The organism is Rahnella selenatireducens (genome assembly GCF_046449555.1).
Classification (GTDB): Bacteria; Pseudomonadota; Gammaproteobacteria; order Enterobacterales; family Enterobacteriaceae; genus Rahnella; species Rahnella selenatireducens.
Window position 1 is genome coordinate 40,063 of record NZ_JBKEZJ010000011.1, and the last position, 18,101, is coordinate 58,163.

Annotated in this window: 19 protein-coding genes; 4 read left to right on the forward strand and 15 right to left on the reverse strand. The window is 52.5% G+C overall.

The features are described 5' to 3' along the window. Positions 1 to 116: 116 nt before the first annotated feature. The 15 genes from ACLBVC_RS17560 to msrP form a co-directional block, all read right to left on the reverse strand. Entirely contained in the window at positions 117 to 803 is a 687-nt protein-coding gene (locus ACLBVC_RS17560) for a CTP synthase C-terminal region-related (seleno)protein (RefSeq protein ID WP_410150698.1), read from the reverse strand. A 144-nt stretch (positions 804 to 947) separates the two neighbouring features. Continuing rightward, positions 948 to 1,133 (reverse strand): hypothetical protein, encoded by a 186-nt coding sequence (locus ACLBVC_RS17565; RefSeq protein WP_195816284.1) that lies wholly within the window; start codon positions 1,131 to 1,133, stop codon positions 948 to 950. An 85-nt stretch (positions 1,134 to 1,218) separates the two neighbouring features. Beyond that, positions 1,219 to 2,139, reverse strand: a complete 921-nt coding sequence (gene lpxP / locus ACLBVC_RS17570; protein WP_410150699.1) for a kdo(2)-lipid IV(A) palmitoleoyltransferase — start codon at positions 2,137 to 2,139, stop codon at positions 1,219 to 1,221. Between the two features lie 422 nt (positions 2,140 to 2,561). Then, on the reverse strand, positions 2,562 to 2,993 hold the full coding sequence (locus ACLBVC_RS17575) for a DoxX family protein (RefSeq protein ID WP_410150700.1): 432 nt from the start codon (positions 2,991 to 2,993) through the stop codon (positions 2,562 to 2,564). 196 nt (positions 2,994 to 3,189) lie between these two features. Further along, a complete protein-coding gene (gene fis, locus ACLBVC_RS17580) occupies positions 3,190 to 3,486 on the reverse strand; it encodes a DNA-binding transcriptional regulator Fis (protein WP_004097144.1) in 297 nt (98 codons plus the stop codon). A 21-nt stretch (positions 3,487 to 3,507) separates the two neighbouring features. Beyond that, on the reverse strand, positions 3,508 to 4,473 hold the full coding sequence (gene dusB / locus ACLBVC_RS17585; RefSeq protein ID WP_410150701.1) for a tRNA dihydrouridine synthase DusB: 966 nt from the start codon (positions 4,471 to 4,473) through the stop codon (positions 3,508 to 3,510). A gap of 400 nt (positions 4,474 to 4,873) precedes the next feature. Beyond that, on the reverse strand, positions 4,874 to 5,611 hold the full coding sequence (locus ACLBVC_RS17590) for a carbonic anhydrase (RefSeq protein ID WP_410150702.1): 738 nt from the start codon (positions 5,609 to 5,611) through the stop codon (positions 4,874 to 4,876). Between the two features lie 148 nt (positions 5,612 to 5,759). Continuing rightward, positions 5,760 to 6,644: a 50S ribosomal protein L11 methyltransferase gene (gene prmA / locus ACLBVC_RS17595; protein WP_410150703.1), complete on the reverse strand. Its 885-nt coding sequence runs from the start codon at positions 6,642 to 6,644 to the stop codon at positions 5,760 to 5,762. A gap of 44 nt (positions 6,645 to 6,688) precedes the next feature. After that, a complete protein-coding gene (gene panF, locus ACLBVC_RS17600; protein ID WP_410150704.1) occupies positions 6,689 to 8,134 on the reverse strand; it encodes a sodium/pantothenate symporter in 1,446 nt (481 codons plus the stop codon). Further along, entirely contained in the window at positions 8,124 to 8,372 is a 249-nt protein-coding gene (locus ACLBVC_RS17605) for a YhdT family protein (RefSeq protein WP_104924224.1), read from the reverse strand. Before ACLBVC_RS17605 ends, panF begins: the two co-directional genes overlap by 11 nt. Positions 8,373 to 8,446: 74 nt before the next feature. After that, positions 8,447 to 9,796, reverse strand: coding sequence for an acetyl-CoA carboxylase biotin carboxylase subunit (accC, locus tag ACLBVC_RS17610; protein ID WP_101074928.1), 1,350 nt, complete (start codon positions 9,794 to 9,796; stop codon positions 8,447 to 8,449). 11 nt (positions 9,797 to 9,807) lie between these two features. Further along, positions 9,808 to 10,272, reverse strand: coding sequence for an acetyl-CoA carboxylase biotin carboxyl carrier protein (gene accB / locus ACLBVC_RS17615; protein ID WP_104924226.1), 465 nt, complete (start codon positions 10,270 to 10,272; stop codon positions 9,808 to 9,810). Between the two features lie 32 nt (positions 10,273 to 10,304). Continuing rightward, positions 10,305 to 10,757 (reverse strand): type II 3-dehydroquinate dehydratase, encoded by a 453-nt coding sequence (aroQ, locus tag ACLBVC_RS17620; protein WP_013577295.1) that lies wholly within the window; start codon positions 10,755 to 10,757, stop codon positions 10,305 to 10,307. Between the two features lie 241 nt (positions 10,758 to 10,998). Further along, positions 10,999 to 11,601: a protein-methionine-sulfoxide reductase heme-binding subunit MsrQ gene (msrQ, locus tag ACLBVC_RS17625; RefSeq protein WP_410150705.1), complete on the reverse strand. Its 603-nt coding sequence runs from the start codon at positions 11,599 to 11,601 to the stop codon at positions 10,999 to 11,001. Positions 11,602 to 11,617: 16 nt separating this feature from the next. After that, complete coding sequence (msrP, locus tag ACLBVC_RS17630; RefSeq protein WP_410150706.1) at positions 11,618 to 12,619, reverse strand: protein-methionine-sulfoxide reductase catalytic subunit MsrP; 1,002 nt, start codon at positions 12,617 to 12,619, stop codon at positions 11,618 to 11,620. A gap of 394 nt (positions 12,620 to 13,013) precedes the next feature. Here msrP and csrD point away from each other — a divergent pair, with 394 nt between their 5' ends. The 4 genes from csrD to mreD all read left to right on the forward strand — a co-directional run bounded on the left by csrD (position 13,014) and on the right by mreD (position 18,095). Continuing rightward, positions 13,014 to 14,948: an RNase E specificity factor CsrD gene (gene csrD / locus ACLBVC_RS17635; RefSeq protein ID WP_410150707.1), complete on the forward strand. Its 1,935-nt coding sequence runs from the start codon at positions 13,014 to 13,016 to the stop codon at positions 14,946 to 14,948. Between the two features lie 355 nt (positions 14,949 to 15,303). Then, positions 15,304 to 16,347: a rod shape-determining protein MreB gene (gene mreB, locus ACLBVC_RS17640; RefSeq protein ID WP_013577291.1), complete on the forward strand. Its 1,044-nt coding sequence runs from the start codon at positions 15,304 to 15,306 to the stop codon at positions 16,345 to 16,347. 255 nt (positions 16,348 to 16,602) lie between these two features. After that, complete coding sequence (mreC, locus tag ACLBVC_RS17645) at positions 16,603 to 17,610, forward strand: rod shape-determining protein MreC (protein WP_410150708.1); 1,008 nt, start codon at positions 16,603 to 16,605, stop codon at positions 17,608 to 17,610. Next, complete coding sequence (gene mreD, locus ACLBVC_RS17650; RefSeq protein ID WP_013577289.1) at positions 17,607 to 18,095, forward strand: rod shape-determining protein MreD; 489 nt, start codon at positions 17,607 to 17,609, stop codon at positions 18,093 to 18,095. Before mreC ends, mreD begins: the two co-directional genes overlap by 4 nt. Positions 18,096 to 18,101 lie beyond the last annotated feature (6 nt).

An 18,101-nucleotide genomic window follows, 5' to 3' on the forward strand; every position in this document is an offset into this window, starting at 1 on the left:
TCGCGGTCTTTGCAGCAGGAGGAAATATGGCGTCATATTTGGTTAAAAAATGAGGCAAAACGATGAGGTAATCTCTCAGACCCGAAGGCCTGAGAGACATTTTGAAATGGCATAGCTCAGAGAAGGGACTTTATGAGTGCAGCCACCAGCGGCGGAAGCTGACCTTTTAGTGCGGCGCGTTCCGGCTGGAACAAGGTGGCGACAAAAAACGGATGTTCCGGCAATTCGATGGCGCGAACCTCGCCGTTCGAATCATAGCCGACCATTTTCAGCGGCTGTGCGTCCAGCGCAGTCTGAAATTCAGTATTGATGCCATAGCGGCAATGGTAGCCTTCTTCCACTTCCAGCTTGCCGTAAGCGCGCGCCGGAATACTGCCCGGCACAAACGTAATCCCGCTTTTGACTTCCACCATTTCACACGACAGCGCGCTGATGACCAGACGGCCTTCGGTGTCGGTTTCGCCGTGTTCGGCATCCTGCCAGTCCATCACATTTCGCGCGTATTCAATGATGGCGTGCTGGAATCCGCCGCAGGTTCCCAGAAACGGTTTGCGATTTTCGCGGGCAAAACGGATAGCGCTCAGCGCACCTTCGGTTGAGCGGTACGGGCTGCCAGGCACACACCAGAAGGCATCGTAATTATCGAGGATTTCAGGGGTGATTGTGTCGGTTGATAGCCATTCAGCGTGGATTTCTATGCTGAAGCGTTGTGCGGCGAGGTCGATGGCAAGGGGAATAGCTTGATGGGCAGTGATCGCGGAGTGGTAGTCTCCGACCAGCGCCAGACGTATAGAGTTTTTCATCACTTCTCTCCAGGGCAGGTAAAAAGAGAGGTTACAGAAATGTCATTAAGTTGTCGTTTGAAAAATTCTCCTCAGGCATTTTCGCGGTTCGAAAGGCATTAAAAAACCCACGCGAGGTGGGTTTGTCGGGCACGGTTTACATCTTCATTCGGCCTGAGTTTTACTGCCTTTAATCAGTTTACGCGCGGCGGCAATCTGCTCATTGTCCGGCGCTTTCGGCTTGGCTTTGTTGAGCGCGGTGCTGAGGCCTGAACGGCCCCACAGATCGAAGCTGTCGTCATCTTTAAGGTGATCAAAGATGGAAGGTGTCGCATCGGGTTTTTTAGCCATAAGAAGATGTATCTCGCGTTGAAGGTTTTCCAAAGAAAAAGCCCGATGCGGTGGCATCGGGCCTGATATCTTATTGCGTTTGCGGCTATCGATAAAGCGAAGGCGTTCCCGCCGGACGTGTTTTGAAGCGGCGGTGCAGCCAGAGATACTGATCGGGCGCACGCATGATTTCTTTTTCAATCACGCGGTTCATGTAAGCCGCTGCGGCCATTTCGTCGTCAATCGGGTAATCTTCTAACTGTGGCTGAATCACCAGTTCGTAACCTTTACCGCCGGCTTTACGTACCAAAACCACGGTCACCAGCGCAGGTTTTGCCAGACGTGCCAGCATGAAAGTTCCGCTGGTCGTTGCGGCCTGATCGACGGCAAACAACGGTGCGAAGACGCTGCCGCGCGGGCCGTAATCCTGATCCGGTGCAAACCAGACGGCTTCGCCCTTTTTCAGCGCGTGAACCATACCGCGTAAATCTTTGCGATCCAGCATCGCTTTGTTCGAACGCATGCGACCCCAGGTCTGCACGAATTCCATCGCTTTATTGTTGTGCGGGCGGTACATCGCCATCATCGGCTGACATAACCCCATCGCACGGCCACCGAGTTCCAGTGACATAAAATGCACGCCGATAACCAGCACGCCTTGGTTGTTTTCCTGCGCCTTTTTCAGGTTGTGCAGGCCGCTGACGTCAAACCAGCGTTTAACGCGGGCGTCAGACCAGAACCAAGCCATGCCGGTTTCCAGCAAGCCCATGCCGAGAGATTCAAAATTACTGATGATCCGGGATTCAACCTGATCGGCAGGCAAATCCGGGAAACACAGTTGCAGGTTGCGGCGGGTAATCGACACGCGGCGTTTCAGAAAGCGCATGGACGTGCGGCCAAGCCAGATGCCCAGACGGTAAAGTACCGGATAGGGAAGCTGAACCAGCAGGAACAGCACGCCTAGCCCAAACCAGGTGAGCCAGTAGCGCGGATGTAAAAACGATGCACGAAAGCGAGGAGAAGTCATAAAAGCCTAATCATCTGCATAAAAAAACTGGGGTAACGCGTAACGAGATAGCTCAGTCGCGGTACGGATTGTCTGGTAAATATTGGGACAACTGACGATCAAAAATGTTTTGAGAAAGACACAAGTTGACGCAATTTTTACTATCTACAGACACTGTTAAAAGGCGGGATCGCGAAGCTGAAGGGCTATCCGTAGGCGTTGAGCGGGGCGAATACGACTCTTGATATGAGTATAACATGACGGACTCTCTAACCAGAGAGGGGAGTTGTCCGATAAACGCCCTCTTTACCGTTTATTTACGTCCATTATTGGATGTTTCAATGAAAACCCTGTGGAAAGAAGGGGGCTGGGTTTTTGAGAAGGTGAATCACATTTACAGAAACTCAGCGTGCTTCGTTTGCGACACACGCTGAGAGAGAACATCAGCGGTATAACGGGTTACTCATCACGGAATAACGGCCACTGCCGAACAGCGCAATCACTATGGCTGCCATGAAGTAATACACGATATCTTCAATCGCCCAGGCACCGACCGGTGACAACGCGAAAGTGTGATGGATGCCGACCATCAGCCACGCAACGACCATCGTAGCTGCGGCTGACAGCGCTGCGAGGCGAGTGAAAATCCCTAACATCATCATGATCGGGGCAATCACTTCGCCGATGATCACACCGTACGCCACGAACGCCGGAATGCCGTAGCCTGCCAGCATACCCTGAATGCCCCCCAGCCCGTCGTGTAGCTTATGCCAGCCGTGGAAAATCAGCAGGCCGTAGGTAATTCGCAGCAGTAAAATGGCTAAATCAGGTTTGTTCAGCGCAGTGGTAAAACGGATATAAAGTTGCTTCATCATTGTCACTCCCAGAGACGTTTTCTTGTCTCTATAAAGTAATTCCTAATCGTTAAAACGAGTGGAGAATTATTCTCATTTGAGTTGATCTGGGTTAAGTTTTGAGCAAATTTGGGGCAACGTATTACATGATAAAGAGAAAACAAAAAAGGCGCTCTCCTTGCGGAAAGCGCCTTTTCAAGACAACGACTGATTAGTATCAGTTCATGCCGTATTTTTTCAGTTTCTTACGCAGCGTACCGCGGTTGATACCCATCATCAGGGCCGCACGAGTCTGGTTGCCACGGGTGTACTGCATCACCATGTCCAACAGTGGCTGTTCAACTTCAGCCAATACCAACTCATACAGGTCATTCACGTCCTGACCATTCAATTGAGCGAAGTAGCCCTTAAGTGCTTGTTTTACCGAGTCACGCAGAGGCTTTTGAGTCACCTGGTCTTGTGAGTTTACGGTAGAAACGGTCAGTACGTCAGAATTCACGCGTTGTTCGAACATAGTTCTGTCAGCTCTTTTTTGTTACGCAAGATTTTCGAAATATGCTTCCAACGCCTCCAGCTGTTCGCTGGCATCCTCTATGGCGTTGAAGGAGCGCCGAAACTGGTCATTTGGGGCATGCTCCTGGAGATACCAGGAAACGTGCTTACGGGCGATACGGAATCCCTTGCCTTGACCATAAAAGTCGTGCAATTCCCGTACGTGCCCTATTAACAAGCGCTGAACCTCACCCAACGGCGGTGGAGGTAACAGCTCCCCTGTGTCCAGATAATGCTGGATTTCCCGGAAGATCCAGGGTCTCCCCTGAGCGGCACGTCCTATCATCAGAGCATCAGCTCCGGTGTAGTCGAGTACCGCCCTGGCTTTATGCGGGTCAGTTATGTCGCCATTCGCGATAATCGGAATGGAAACACTCTGCTTAACTGTCCGAATACTGTCGTACTCTGCTTCTCCATTGAAGAGGCAGGCACGGGTTCGGCCATGAATAGTCAGGGCCTGAATTCCACAGTCTTCAGCCAATTGGGCAATTTGTACACAGTTACGGTGTTCCGGTGCCCATCCAGTACGGATTTTCAACGTGACTGGCACATCTACCGCATTCACAACGGTAGTGAGGATTTGTTTAACCAAATCCGGATACTGCAACAAAGCAGATCCTGCCAGTTTGCGGTTCACTTTCTTGGCCGGGCAGCCCATATTGATATCAATGATTTGCGCACCGCTTTCCACGTTAATTCGTGCAGCCGCCGCCATATCTTCGGGGTCACAACCGGCAATTTGCACGGCGCGGATCCCCGGTTCATCGTTATGTACCATGCGCAAACGTGACTTATCCGTACGCCACACCTCCGGATTGGAGGAGAGCATTTCAGATACTGCCATCCCAGCCCCCATCGCATGACATAAGGCACGAAATGGTCGGTCTGTGATACCGGCCATTGGGGCCGCAATCAGGCAATTTGTAAGCTGGATGTGTCCGATGCGCATGAACTAGGAATGACCATACTGATGTCCGCAAGGGCGCGTATATTACGCATTTTCGCTACGATATGAAAGGCCAAACTTTGAGCAATTTGATAAGAAATAACCTTGCCAACCGCAAAATGCAGGATGGTTTTCTTTTTTATCTTGGTTTTACATTGAGTTATGTGAATCCGGTCAAATTGTGCGCTTAGGCAAATTCCTAATATCTCTCTGAAACATCCTCTTATAACAGCGGATTCTAAGGGTTGATTTGCCGTTTTAAGCAGCAACAACCACAAAAATCCGTGATGCAGATCGTCTTTTGGTCAGAAAGTGACTTATTTTACGTTCGGATGACATCTTGTTTTTAGAAAGGATTCAGGGCGACAAAAGCCGGTTCTGTGGCCCTGATGTTCTGAGGTTTTTATTCCGCGACGATCACGCGGCCGTGAAGGCTTTGTACGGGGCGATTATTCGCATGATGAAGAACATGCTGGAATTTCTCTAACTGTTGCTCAGAGAGCGTCAGAGGCTGTTTAATGACCAGCCAGCGAACACCTTCCGTACAAGGTGGCGTGGTCAGCGATCCGCTAAAACGGTAATGGGTAAGGTTTTTCGGCAGCAGGCCGGAAAGCGCGACGTTGCTTTTCAGCGCCACCGTTTCACCCATTTTTTCCGGCATCTGTTGCCAGATTTTTTCCAACTCAGGATTGGCGGCACCGGTTTCAAACATCACGGCTACCACGGCAATCTCTCCGTCGGCATCCATATGGACAAAATGCGCTTCCATCGGGAAAGATTTGCCGTCAATGGTGTTTTCGCTGGGCGCATGGAAATGGAATTGCTGAAGCACGAACTTCTCACCATCGAGGGTAATAAAATCACCTTCCCTGACATTCACCTGCACGCTGTGACCATTATTGACCACGTTCACCGGCGGTAAGGTGTAGCTGAGTTCCAGCGGGTGCGGATGCACTTTCATGGCGTCTTTGATATCGATGGGAGACTGCATTTTTCCCTGTTCGCAAAGATGAAAATCCGGGCTGATTTTTGACCAGTTCTGCGGGGCTTCGTCGCCATCGTAAGACCAGTGCGGGGTTTCGCTGGCGTAAGCCGAAAATGTAAAAGCGGCCAGCACAACTGACAGTAATGCGCGTTTCATGGAATATCCCTTTCATAACATTGAGTAATAAAACCATGCTGATATTAAGGGTTTTAGCAGGAAGGGAACAGAGTGACAGGAGGGTGGGGAGGATTTTCGGATAAAACTAACCCTTTCTGCACAAACAGAAAGGGTTGTACGCAACAAATCAGGCTTTTTTAACGCCTGTAATACGGCACCATTCTTCTTTCTCGGCAACCGCATCCAGTTCGAACTCATCACGGTAAGCGTCGGCGACGCTTTGCGCCTGGCTGGCCAGAATGCCTGAAAGCCCCAGATGACCCCCTGCAACCGGCAGCACGCTGATAAGCGGTGCCAGCTCGCGCAGCGGGCCTGCCAGAATGTTTGCGACGACGACGTCGGCAGACAGGTTTTCCGGCTGGTCTTTTGGCAGATACAGCGACAGACGCTCGGAAACGCCGTTACGCTCGGCGTTATCGCGGCTGGCCTGAATCGCCTGCGGATCGATGTCGATCCCGACGACGTGTTTTGCGCCTAATTTCAGGGCGGCGATCGCCAGAATGCCGGAACCACAACCGAAGTCGATCACGGTTTTATCGGTCAGATCCAGGCTGTCGAGCCATTGCAGACACATGGCGGTTGTCGGGTGCGTCCCGGTACCAAATGCCAGACCCGGATCCAGCATCACGTTAACCGCCGTCGGGTCCGGCACATCGCGCCAGCTCGGGCAAATCCACAGACGCTCGCCAAAACGCATCGGGTGGAAGTTATCCATCCATTCACGTTCCCAGTCTTTATCTTCGAGCTGTTCGATTTTATGCACGAAGCCTTTGCCCAACAGCGGCTCGTTTTCCAGCATGGCGACCACGTCTTCCATGTCAGTTTCAGCGTCGTACAGGCCGATCGCGTCGGTATCGCCCCACAGCAGGGTTTCGCCCGGCAGCGGTTCAAACACCGGATTGTCGTGCGTATCCTGGAAGGTCACGGATACTGCGCCACTTTCGATAAGCGCGTCGCTCAACGTTTCCGCGTGTTTACCGGTGGTATTAATTTTCAGTTGGATCCAAGGCATAGCCATTCTCTTCTTAATAATCTGTAGAAATCAGTGCCGCCCGGTCAGGACGGCTTAAGTGCGGTTTCGCGCGCCGGTGAGCCAAATTTGTTGCCGATATAAAACGCCAGCAGACTCAGAGAAAGCGACGGCACAATCGGATGCAGACCGGCAATGTGCAGGTCGATACTGGCGAGCAGGGTATAACAAACCGCGCCAACAATCATTGAGCTCAGCGCACCCGTCGCGTTCGCGCGTTCCCAATATAAGCCGAGTACCAGCGGCCACAGGAACACGGCTTCCAGCCCGCCGAAGGCAAGCAGATTCAGCCAGATAATCATTTCCGGCGGACGCCAGGCGGCCAGCAGAACCAGTAAACCCAGCACAAACGTCGCCCAACTCGAGAAGCGTTTTAGCTTGCGCTCGTTCGCCAGCTGGTCCGGTTTGATGCCGAGATATAAGTCTTTAACGATAGTCGCAGATGACTGTAAAAGCTGTGCGTTGATCGTCGACATAATAGCGGCCATCGGCGCGGCGAGGAAAATCCCGGCGGCGTAAGGTGGCAGCACGGTGATCATCAGCGTCGGGATCACCTGATCCGGAATTTTCAGATCCGGCAGCACGGCGCGTCCGAGCGCTCCGGCCAGATGCATGCCGAGCATCAGGACCGCGACCACAATCGTACCGAGCACAATCCCGCGATGCACCGCTTTGCTGTCTTTGTAGGAAATACAGCGGACGGCGGTATGCGGCAGTCCTATCACGCCAAAGCACACGAGGATCCAAAACGATGCCATGAACGGCAGCGAAAGAACGTCATCTCCGCCATGAACGGAAACCAGTTTAGGGTCGATTTGTTGCAGTTTGTCGATGGCGGTATGCAGGCCACCGGCGGCGTGGATGACCGCAAACAGCAGCAAAATGGTGCCCAGTAACATCACCAGCCCTTGCATGGCATCGTTGAGCACGCTGGCGCGGAAGCCGCCAAATGCGGTGTACAGCGCGATGCTGATACCAAAAATCATCAGACCGGTGTCGTAGGGAATTCCGGCGGCGGTTTCCAGCAGGCGGGCGCCGCCGATGAACTGCACGGTCATCGCACCCAGAAACGCCACCAGCAGGCTCAGGCTCGCCAGCCAGACCAGCAAACGACTCTGGTAGCGCGCAAACAGCATGTCATTGAGCGTAACCGCATTGTAGCGGCGCGCCAGAATTGCGAATTTCTTACCCAGAACGCCCAGCGACAGCCACACAGCGGGCAGCTGGATCATCGCCAGTAATACCCAGCCGAGGCCAAATTTGTACGCCGCACCGGGGCCGCCGATAAAGGAACTGGCGCTGATGTAGGTGGCGGTCAGGGTCATGGCAAGAACGAAGCCGCCCATGGAGCGGTTACCGAGGAAATATTCGGTCAGAAAATTGCCCTGCTGGCGGCGGGTATAGGCATATACCGACAGGCCGAAAACCAGCAGCAAATAGGCGATCAGCGGCAATAAAACTTCAATTTGCATCTTGATCCTCCAGCGGAATATCGCGGTAAATCACGCGAACCATCAGCCAGCTTAAAAGAATGAAGACCAGAGGCACCAGCAGGCAGGCCATTTCGAACCAGTGCGGTAATCCTGTAATGCCCTGTTTATCATCAGGAATATAGGCGGCGAAACACCACGCCAGCAGATAGGCAATCGTCAGCCCAAAGGCCCAGCGGGCTTCGCGGTTAGCTTGCAGAAAACGCTTATCAGTGATCATTTTCCTGTCCCCCAAAACGTAAAAAAGGCCGGAATATCCGGCCTTGATAAGAGAGTACGCAACGGTACGGTCTTTTATTTTTCCTGCAAACCGAGTTTCTTTTCCAGATAGTGGATATTGGTTCCACCGTGCTGGAAGTTCTCGTCGTCCATGATACGCATTTGCAGTTCAATGTTGGTTTTGATGCCGTCGATAATCAGCTCAGCCAGCGCATTTTTCATGCGGGCAATGGCCACTTCACGAGTTTCACCGTAAGTGATCAGTTTACCAATCATGGAATCGTAGTACGGAGGCACAGTGTAGCCTGCGTAAATGTGCGATTCCCAACGAACACCGAAGCCACCAGGTGCGTGGAAGCGAGTGATTTTGCCCGGACTCGGCAGGAATGTATTTGGATCTTCCGCGTTAATACGGCATTCCACCGCATGGCCTTTGACATGCACGTCGCTTTGTTTGATTGAAAGAGGTTGGCCGGACGCAATGCGCAGCTGCTCTTTAATCAAATCCACACCGGTGATCATCTCGGTAACCGGATGCTCAACCTGGATACGGGTGTTCATTTCGATGAAGAAGAACTCACCGTTTTCGTACAGGAACTCGAAAGTACCCGCACCGCGGTAGCCGATATCCACACAAGCTTTGGAACAACGTTCGCCGATGAAACGACGCAGTTCTTCCGTAATGCCTGGTGCTGGCGCTTCTTCCACCACTTTCTGGTGACGGCGCTGCATGGAGCAGTCACGTTCAGCCAGATAAACGGCGTTGCCCTGACCATCTGCCAGTACCTGAATTTCCACGTGACGTGGGTTTTCCAGGTATTTTTCCATATAAACCATGTCGTTGTTGAAAGCCGCTTTGGCTTCAGCACGGGTCATGTTGATGGACTGTTCCAGATCTTTATCGCTGCGCACAACACGCATACCACGACCACCGCCGCCGCCAGAGGCTTTGATGATGACTGGATAGCCGATGCGTTTTGCGAAGCCACGGTTTAAATCCATGTCGTCGCCCAGCGGGCCGTCAGAACCTGGTACGCAAGGTACGCCGGCTGCTTTCATCGCGTGGATCGCAGAAACTTTGTCACCCATCAGGCGGATAGTTTCAGCTTTCGGGCCGATGAAGATAAAACCAGAACGTTCAACCTGCTCTGCGAAATCCGCATTCTCGGACAGGAAACCGTAGCCAGGGTGGATAGCCACCGCGCCAGTGATTTCCGCCGCCGCGATGATGGCAGGGATGTTCAGATAGCTTTTTACTGAAGGTGCAGGGCCGATACAGACAGTTTCGTCTGCCAGCAGCACGTGTTTCAGGTCGCGGTCAGCAGTGGAGTGCACAGCAACGGTTTTGATGCCCATTTCTTTACAGGCACGCAAAATACGCAGGGCAATCTCGCCGCGGTTCGCGATAACAATTTTATCTACCATGGTACGCCTCGTTATTCGATGACGACCAGCGGCTCGTCGAACTCAACCGGTTGGCCGCTTTCTACCAGAATTGCTTTAACAACACCGGATTTGTCTGCTTCGATTTGGTTCATCATTTTCATCGCTTCAACGATACACAGGGTATCGCCTGCGGTGACTTTCTGACCCACTTCGATGAAGGCTTTTGCGTCAGGGCTTGGCGTGCGGTAGAACGTACCCACCATTGGAGAACGAACGATGTGACCACTGATTGCAGCTGGAGCCGCTTCTACAGGCGCAGCAGCTGGCGCAACCGCAGCCGCCAGACCAGGCTGTGGTTGTGCAGGCATTGCGTAAGCCTGTTGCATCATAGGATAAGCCTGCACAGGTGCAGCACGGCTGATACGAACTGACTCTTCACCTTCAGAAATTTCCAGTTCAGAAATACCTGATTCTTCAACCAGTTCGATCAGTTTTTTAATTTTACGAATATCCATGGGTGTGATTCCGTACTCTTTTTGCGTAGAAATTAGTGGGTTTTTGACAAGCGGTTAACCGCTGCCTGTAATGCAAAGTGGTAACCATCTGCGCCAAGTCCGCAAATAACGCCCACTGCGATGTCGGAAAGATAGGAATGATGCCGGAACGCTTCACGGGCATGTACATTCGACAGATGGATCTCGATAAACGGAATCGACACCCCCAGTAATGCATCGCGCAGCGCCACGCTGGTATGGGTAAAGGCCGCGGGATTGATCAATATAAAATCGACATTTCCGCGTGCCTGATGAATACGTTCAATCAGGACATGTTCTGCGTTCGATTGCAGATGGCTCAGTGCCACATCAGCGGCAGCAGCCTGAACTTCCAAACCTTTAACAATATCGTTGAGCGTGGTGTGTCCGTACGTTTCAGGCTCACGGGTGCCTAACAAATTCAGGTTAGGACCGTTAAGTAGCAAAATGTCAAACTTATGCGCCATTGTGAGCCTATCTCCGGCAATTAGACAAAGATTGTAGAAAATACCCTGATGTCACCGATTTGTCACCTATTTCGCAGCAAATCGACCCGTCTCTTCGGCATGAGGTCGGGCATTATAATGATATCGTGGCAATTCGCAGCTAAATACTGGTCTTATCAGCGAAGATAATCAACCCTCGTCCTGAGATTGAGGGGGGAATTACCCGAATTATGAGGGGCTGAACACACAAAAGTTCCGGCACTTATCGCAGCCACTGGCGGAATTTTTTATAGCGAAATGCCAGCAAGATGACGGCAAGTGTTGCGTAAATGATCGGTTGTGGCGACAACACTTTCACCGACCAAAGGTAGTGAATCGGCGCAAGAATTGCGATCAGATAGATAAAGTTATGCAGCTTTTGCCAGGATGCGCCCATTTTACGCTGCGCCCTCAACGTGGAGGTGCAGGCCAGCGCAAGCAGCATGATCCAGCAGATAATTCCCAGCGTGAGGTACGGGCGCGAAATCAGTTCGCTGCCGAGCAGGCGGATATTGCTGATGCCCAGCTCAAGGAACGAATAGCTGAGAAGATGCAGCGTTCCCCACGCAAAACACCATAACCCCAGCAAACGGCGGGTGCGAATAAGCAGCGGCTGTTTGCCATAGCGTGCGACGGGCGTGACCAGCAGCGTGACCAGTAAAAATTTCAGAGTCATCCTACCGGTAAAATGCTGAATATCTTTCGCAGGATCGGCGCTGAACCAGCCCTGATCGACGGAAAGCACCAGCCAGAAAAACGGCAAAATGGCGGCAAGGTAGATGACCACTTTCAGCCAGGTGATATTTGCAGGGCTTAAACGACGCATAATAAAGTGGCCTTCCTTAATAGAACTTCCGTAAATCCATGCCGTGATACAGCGATGCCACCTGTTCGGCATAGCCATTGAAGAGCAACGTTGGCTGGCGCTGAACGTCGAGCAATCCGCCTGAACCAATAAACCGTTCCGTGGCCTGCGACCAGCGCGGATGATCAACATGAGGATTCACGTTGGCGTAAAAACCGTATTCATTGTTCGCAATCTGGTTCCAGGTCGTCGGCGGTTCGTCGTGGGTGAATTTGATGCTCACGATTGACTTAATCCCCTTGAAACCGTATTTCCACGGCACGGTCAGGCGAATAGGCGCACCGTTTTGCGGCGGCAATGCTTTGCCGTAAACGCCGACGGTCAGCATCGTCAGCGGATGCATCGCCTCATCTATACGTAATCCTTCGACATACGGATAATCCAGCCCGCCGCCGATAAACCGGTCTTTCTGCCCCGGCATATGCGCCGGATCATAAAGGGTGGTGAACGCGACATAGCGCGCATTGCTGGTCGGTTCGGCCAGTTTTAGCAGGGAACTCAGCGGGAATCCGACCCAGGGAACCACCATTGACCAGGCTTCCACGCAGCGCATGCGGTAGATTCGCTCCTCCAGCGGGAAGCGCTTCATGATGTCGTCCATATCGAGTGTGAGCGGTTTAGCCACTTCACCGTCGATTTTTATCGTCCAGGGTGACGTCACGAGTTGCCCGGCATTCGCGGCCGGGTCGGCTTTATCCAGCCCGAATTCGTAGAAGTTGTTGTAGCCTTCCACTTTATCTTCCGGGGTGAGCGCGAGTGAATTCTGATAGGCGGCGGGTTTGGTGAAATCCAGCGGTTTGCCCGCAGGCGCAGGCGGTCGGTCATGGCCTTTGAACCAGGAAAGAATATCTGCCTGCGCACTGGCGGGGACCGCCAGTGCGGCAGCGCTGATCCCCAATGCCTGTAAAACTTTACGGCGATCCTGAAAGATATCCTCGGGGGTGACATCGGCTTCCGTCAGTTTGCGAAATTTGGACATTACAGTCTCCGGTATTCATCTTATTAATGTTTTTATCGTTATGTAGACAGCATGGCGTGAAACACAGATTTTTGCGAGACAGGGAAATTAAATAGCGTTTTTTAACTCACAGTTTTAGCTCATTCCCCCGGTACCATAAGAATTCTAAATTGATTAAATTTTGAGTTGCTATGCTATGAATGTATGTAAATGCAACTTTCCCGGGTACAAAACGCGCGGGGCAGGGCGGATATCAGGCCAGCGCCCGTCAAAGCCCGAAACATTCCTTCATGCCTGTTTGGTAAATTTATCCTGCTGGCGGGTTTTTCTGTTTTATAGTAGCGGCGATTTTTCGTAGCAGGCCCGGAGAAGAAGGGCGCTGTTTTCACCTCACCGTAGCGAGTAAGGCACAGGGATGCGATTTACTACCAGACTATCGGCACTCATTTCGATGTTAGTTGCGCTGGCAATGTTGTTAATGTTGCTCGGCGTGACGTTTAGTTTTATCTACCTCAACAAGCAAAGTACCGAACAGCACTTGCAGGCGCTGGCGACCACTTATGATCAGTCATTACTGACGCACACACCGGCGGAAGCCGAGCGCTGGCTGCCGCAGGCGATGCGTATGTTGGACGTCACCGATATCGAGGTAAAGCTCGATAACTCAACGGTTTATGAATATCACGAGCGCCCAGATTTGCACCGTTCGTGGGACAGCGTGATGCCGGAATATGACACGGTAGTTATCCCCCTGATGCAAAATCACGCAATGTCGCTGCGTGTTTCTTATATTGATCCCGTCAGCAGCTATATCCGCTCCATGCGTTCAACGCTCGCTATCAGCCTGGCCATCGTGGTGATGCTCGCGATGTTAATGCTGAGTTTCCGCTGGTTACGTCATGAAACCGATGGCGTGGAAAAGCTTGAAGACCGCGCCGTCAGGATTTTGCGCGGTGAGCGGGAAGGGCTGGCTGGCACTGTCGGCGAATGGCCACACTCCGCCAGCAGCGCTATCGATCTCCTGTTAACCGATCTTAATGAAGCGCGCGAACAGCGTAGCCGCGTCGATACGCTGATCCGCGCGTACGCCCAGCAGGATGCGCAAACCGGGCTCAGCAACCGGCTGTTTTTCGACAATCAACTGGCAACGCAGCTCGAAGAAGCGGGCGCGCATGGCGTACTGATGCTGTTGCGGTTGCCCGATTTTGACATGATGCGAGAAATCCACGGCCAGACGGTCGTGGAAGAATTACGTTCGGCGATGGTGAACCTGTTATCGACTTTCGTGATGCGACATGTGGATGCGCTGCTGGCGCGCTACTTCCACAGCGATTTTGCTGTGCTCCTTCCGCACCGCACCCTGAAAGATGCCGAAGTGATGGCCGCGCAGTTAATCAATGCGCTGGGCGTACTGCCAACATCTTCCCTGATCGACCGCGACGCCCTGATGCACATCGGGATCACCGCGTACCGTTTCGGCCAGACGCCGGATCAGGCTATGGATATGGCCGAGCAGGCAACGCGCCACGCGGCCTTCCTTGGCAGCAATAGCTGGTTTATCTACGATAAAAACGTGCCGGAAAAAGGGCGTGGCAGCGTGCGCTGGCGCACCTTGCTGGAAAACACTCTGGCGCGCGGCGGCCCGCGTTTGTACCAGAAACCAGCGTTTGGCAGAGACGGAAAACTCGATCACCGCGAGATTCAGCGGCGCGTCTTTGACGGTGAACAGGAACTGCTGGCGGCCGAATTCATTCCTCTTGTCGTGCAATTTGGGCTGTCTCAGAGTTTCGATCGGGTGATGTTAAGTCAGATTATTCCGTTACTTAACCGCTGGCCGGACGAAACGTTAGCATTTCACCTTACGGTTGATTCATTATTGCAGCGCTCATTTGTTCGCTGGTTGCGTGACACGCTGCTTCAGTGCGAAAGAAAGCAGCGAAACCGAATTTTGATTGAACTTGCTGAGGCAGATCTCTGTCAACATACCGACCGGCTGCGCCCTGCGATCCGTTTATTGCAAGGTTTGGGCTGTCGGCTGGCGGTTTCACAGGCCGGTCTGACGGTGGTCAGCACGTCGTATCTGAAAACTTTTCCGGTGGAAAGGGTTAAGCTTCACCCCGGACTGGTGCGTGATATTGATAAAAGAGTGGAAAATCAGCTCTTTGTTCAAAGTCTGCTCAGCGCATGTGCAGGGACTCAGGCGCTGGTTTTTGCTGCCGGCATAAGGACAAAAGAAGAGTGGATCACCTTGCAGAAAAGCGGGATCCACGGCGGCCAGGGGGATTTTTTTGCCGGACCACAGCCTGTTGAACCGGTCGGTAAAAAATATTCACACAACCGCGATGTTTAAGTGACCGTTATTGGTTTATTTAACGTAGAATGAGCCAGCTTTTAACCGACACCCTTACCTGGCATCCGGTGCATGCTTTATGGCCGCAGGTGGACGGAATATGTGGGTGAAAGTGTAAGAATTTATGTGCGGTGTTGCTACTTCGCCTGGGGGCCTGCCCGAGGTAAACCGAGCCTGCGATACAGAATTATTTCGCAGTGCCATCAGCCTCAAAAAGTAACAACCAGTGAATGGCGACATCGCGGACAATTTTCACGGAAGCAGGACGTTTTTGCGCCTTGTCGCTGCTTCGCGTGGTTGGTAAAGTAGGCGGATTTTATTTTCCGCCCCCAGCTTGCAGGATTATCCTTTCGTTATGTTTAAGAAATTTCGTGGCATGTTTTCCAACGACTTGTCCATCGACCTGGGTACCGCCAATACCCTTATCTATGTAAAAGGACAAGGCATCGTGCTGAATGAGCCATCTGTTGTGGCTATTCGTCAGGATCGTGCTGGTTCACCTAAAAGCGTTGCTGCTGTAGGTCACGACGCAAAACAGATGCTGGGTCGTACTCCAGGCAATATCGCGGCTATTCGTCCGATGAAAGATGGCGTTATCGCTGACTTCTTCGTGACTGAAAAAATGCTGCAACACTTCATCAAGCAAGTTCATAGCAACAGCTTCATGCGCCCAAGCCCTCGCGTGCTGGTGTGTGTGCCTGTCGGCGCAACTCAGGTTGAACGCCGCGCTATCCGTGAATCTGCACAAGGTGCAGGCGCGCGTGAAGTGTTCCTGATTGAAGAGCCGATGGCTGCGGCAATCGGTGCAGGTCTGCCAGTTTCAGAAGCTACCGGCTCCATGGTTGTGGATATCGGTGGTGGTACAACGGAAGTTGCCGTGATTTCCCTGAACGGCGTCGTGTACTCTTCTTCTGTCCGTATCGGCGGCGACCGCTTCGATGAAGCCATCATCAATTACGTTCGTCGTAATTATGGTTCATTGATCGGCGAAGCCACCGCAGAACGCATTAAGCACAGCATCGGTTCCGCATATCCGGGCGATGAAGTGCATGAAATTGAAGTGCGTGGCCGTAACCTGGCTGAAGGTGTTCCTCGTGGTTTCACGCTGAACTCCAATGAAATCCTGGAAGCGTTGCAAGAGCCGCTGACCGGTATTGTTAGCGCTGTGATGGTTGCACTGGAACAGTGCCCGCCAGAACTGGCTTCCGACATTTCCGAGCGCGGCATGGTGCTGACCGGCGGTGGCGCATTACTGCGTAACCTCGATCGCCTTCTGATGGAAGAAACCGGTATTCCGGTGGTTGTCGCAGAAGATCCACTGACTTGCGTAGCACGTGGCGGTGGTAAAGCACTGGAAATGATCGACATGCACGGCGGCGACTTATTCAGCGAAGAGTAATCTCAGCGAAGACTTGTTGTTTAAACAAGACTCGTTGTAAGCAGGAATAGTCTGCCCGGGAAGGTGGTTGTCCGTCAGGTAAAACCTGCAACGTGAAGTGTGCAGTGTTCAATGTGGATCCGCGCAAACACTGTCTGAGCTTAATTGTTCAGGCGGTGTTTTTGGCTATCCCATGAGATTGCCGCCTTTTCTGTCAGACGAAGCACTGACTTCGACTGGCTGAAACCTTCTGTTGCCGAGGAACTCGCATATTTTATGAAGCCAATTTTTAGCAGGGGGCCTTCCCTGCAACTGCGACTTTTTTTGGCTATTCTTACGGCCATTGTCCTGATTGTTGCCGACAGTAAAATAGGTACGTTTGTTAAAATCCGCACCTATATGGATACTGCCGTAAGTCCCTTCTATTTCCTATCTAACGCCCCGCGTGAATTTTTAGATCAGGTTTCCTCGACTTTTGCGACACGTGGCCAGCTTGAATTGGAAAACCGCGCACTGCGTCAGGAATTGCTGTTGAAAAACAGCGATCTGATGTTGCTCGGCCAGTACAAACAAGAAAACGCCCGTTTGCGTGAATTGCTGGGTTCACCACTGCGTCAGGACGAGCACAAAATGGTGACGCAGGTGCTTTCCACCAGTAATGATCCGTACAGCGATCAGGTTGTGATCGATAAAGGCAGCAACAACGGCGTTTACATCGGGCAGCCGGTGATCAGCGATAAAGGCGTAGTCGGCCAGGTTGTGGCCGTTGCCGCACTGACCAGCCGCGTCCTGCTGATTTGCGATGCTTCCCATGCGTTGCCGATTCAGGTGTTGCGTAACGATATCCGCGTGATTGCGGCGGGTAGCGGTTGTGCAGACGATCTGCAACTCGAACATCTTCCAAGCAATACCGATATTCGTGTTGGCGATGTACTGGTGACTTCCGGGTTGGGCGGTCGTTTCCCTGAAGGTTACCCGGTGGGCGTGGTGTCTTCTGTCAAAGTGGATAACCAGCGTGCGTACACCGTTATTCAGGCTCGTCCTACAGCCGGTCTGCAACGTCTGCGCTATCTTCTGTTGTTGTGGGGTTCTGACCGTAATGGCGAACATCCACTGCCGCCGGACGAAGTGCATCGTGTTGCCAATGAGCGTCTGATGCAAATGATGCCTCAGGTTCTGCCGCCGCCGGGTGATATGGGGCCTCCGGCACCTGTTCCCGCTCCCGCCACCGGCACGGTGACGGCACCTGTTAGCGCTCCGCCTGCACAGGGAGCCACGCGATGAACAGTTACCGGAGCCACGGGCGTTGGATTATTTGGCTATCCTTCCTGATAGCCATGCTGCTGCAAGTGATGCCGTGGCCTGAGCAAATTTACATGTTCAGGCCCTCATGGCTGATGCTGATCCTGATTTATTGGGTGATGGCCCTGCCGCACCGCGTCAATGTGGGTACCGGTTTTGTTGTCGGCTTCATCATGGATTTGATCCTCGGCTCAACGCTGGGGATCCGGGCACTGGCATTTGCGATTACCGCTTATCTGGTCGCTTTTAAATTCCAGTTATTCCGTAACCTGGCACTCTGGCAGCAAGCACTTATTGTCATGGTGCTTTCGCTGGCTGTGGACGTCATGGTGTTCTGGGGGGAATTCCTGGTTGTGAATGTTTCATTCCGGCCGGAAGTCTTCTGGAGTAGTGTGGTTGATGGCGTTCTGTGGCCTTGGCTGTTTCTGCTGATGCGTAAAATTCGTCGTCAGTTTGCTGTGCAATGAGGATGT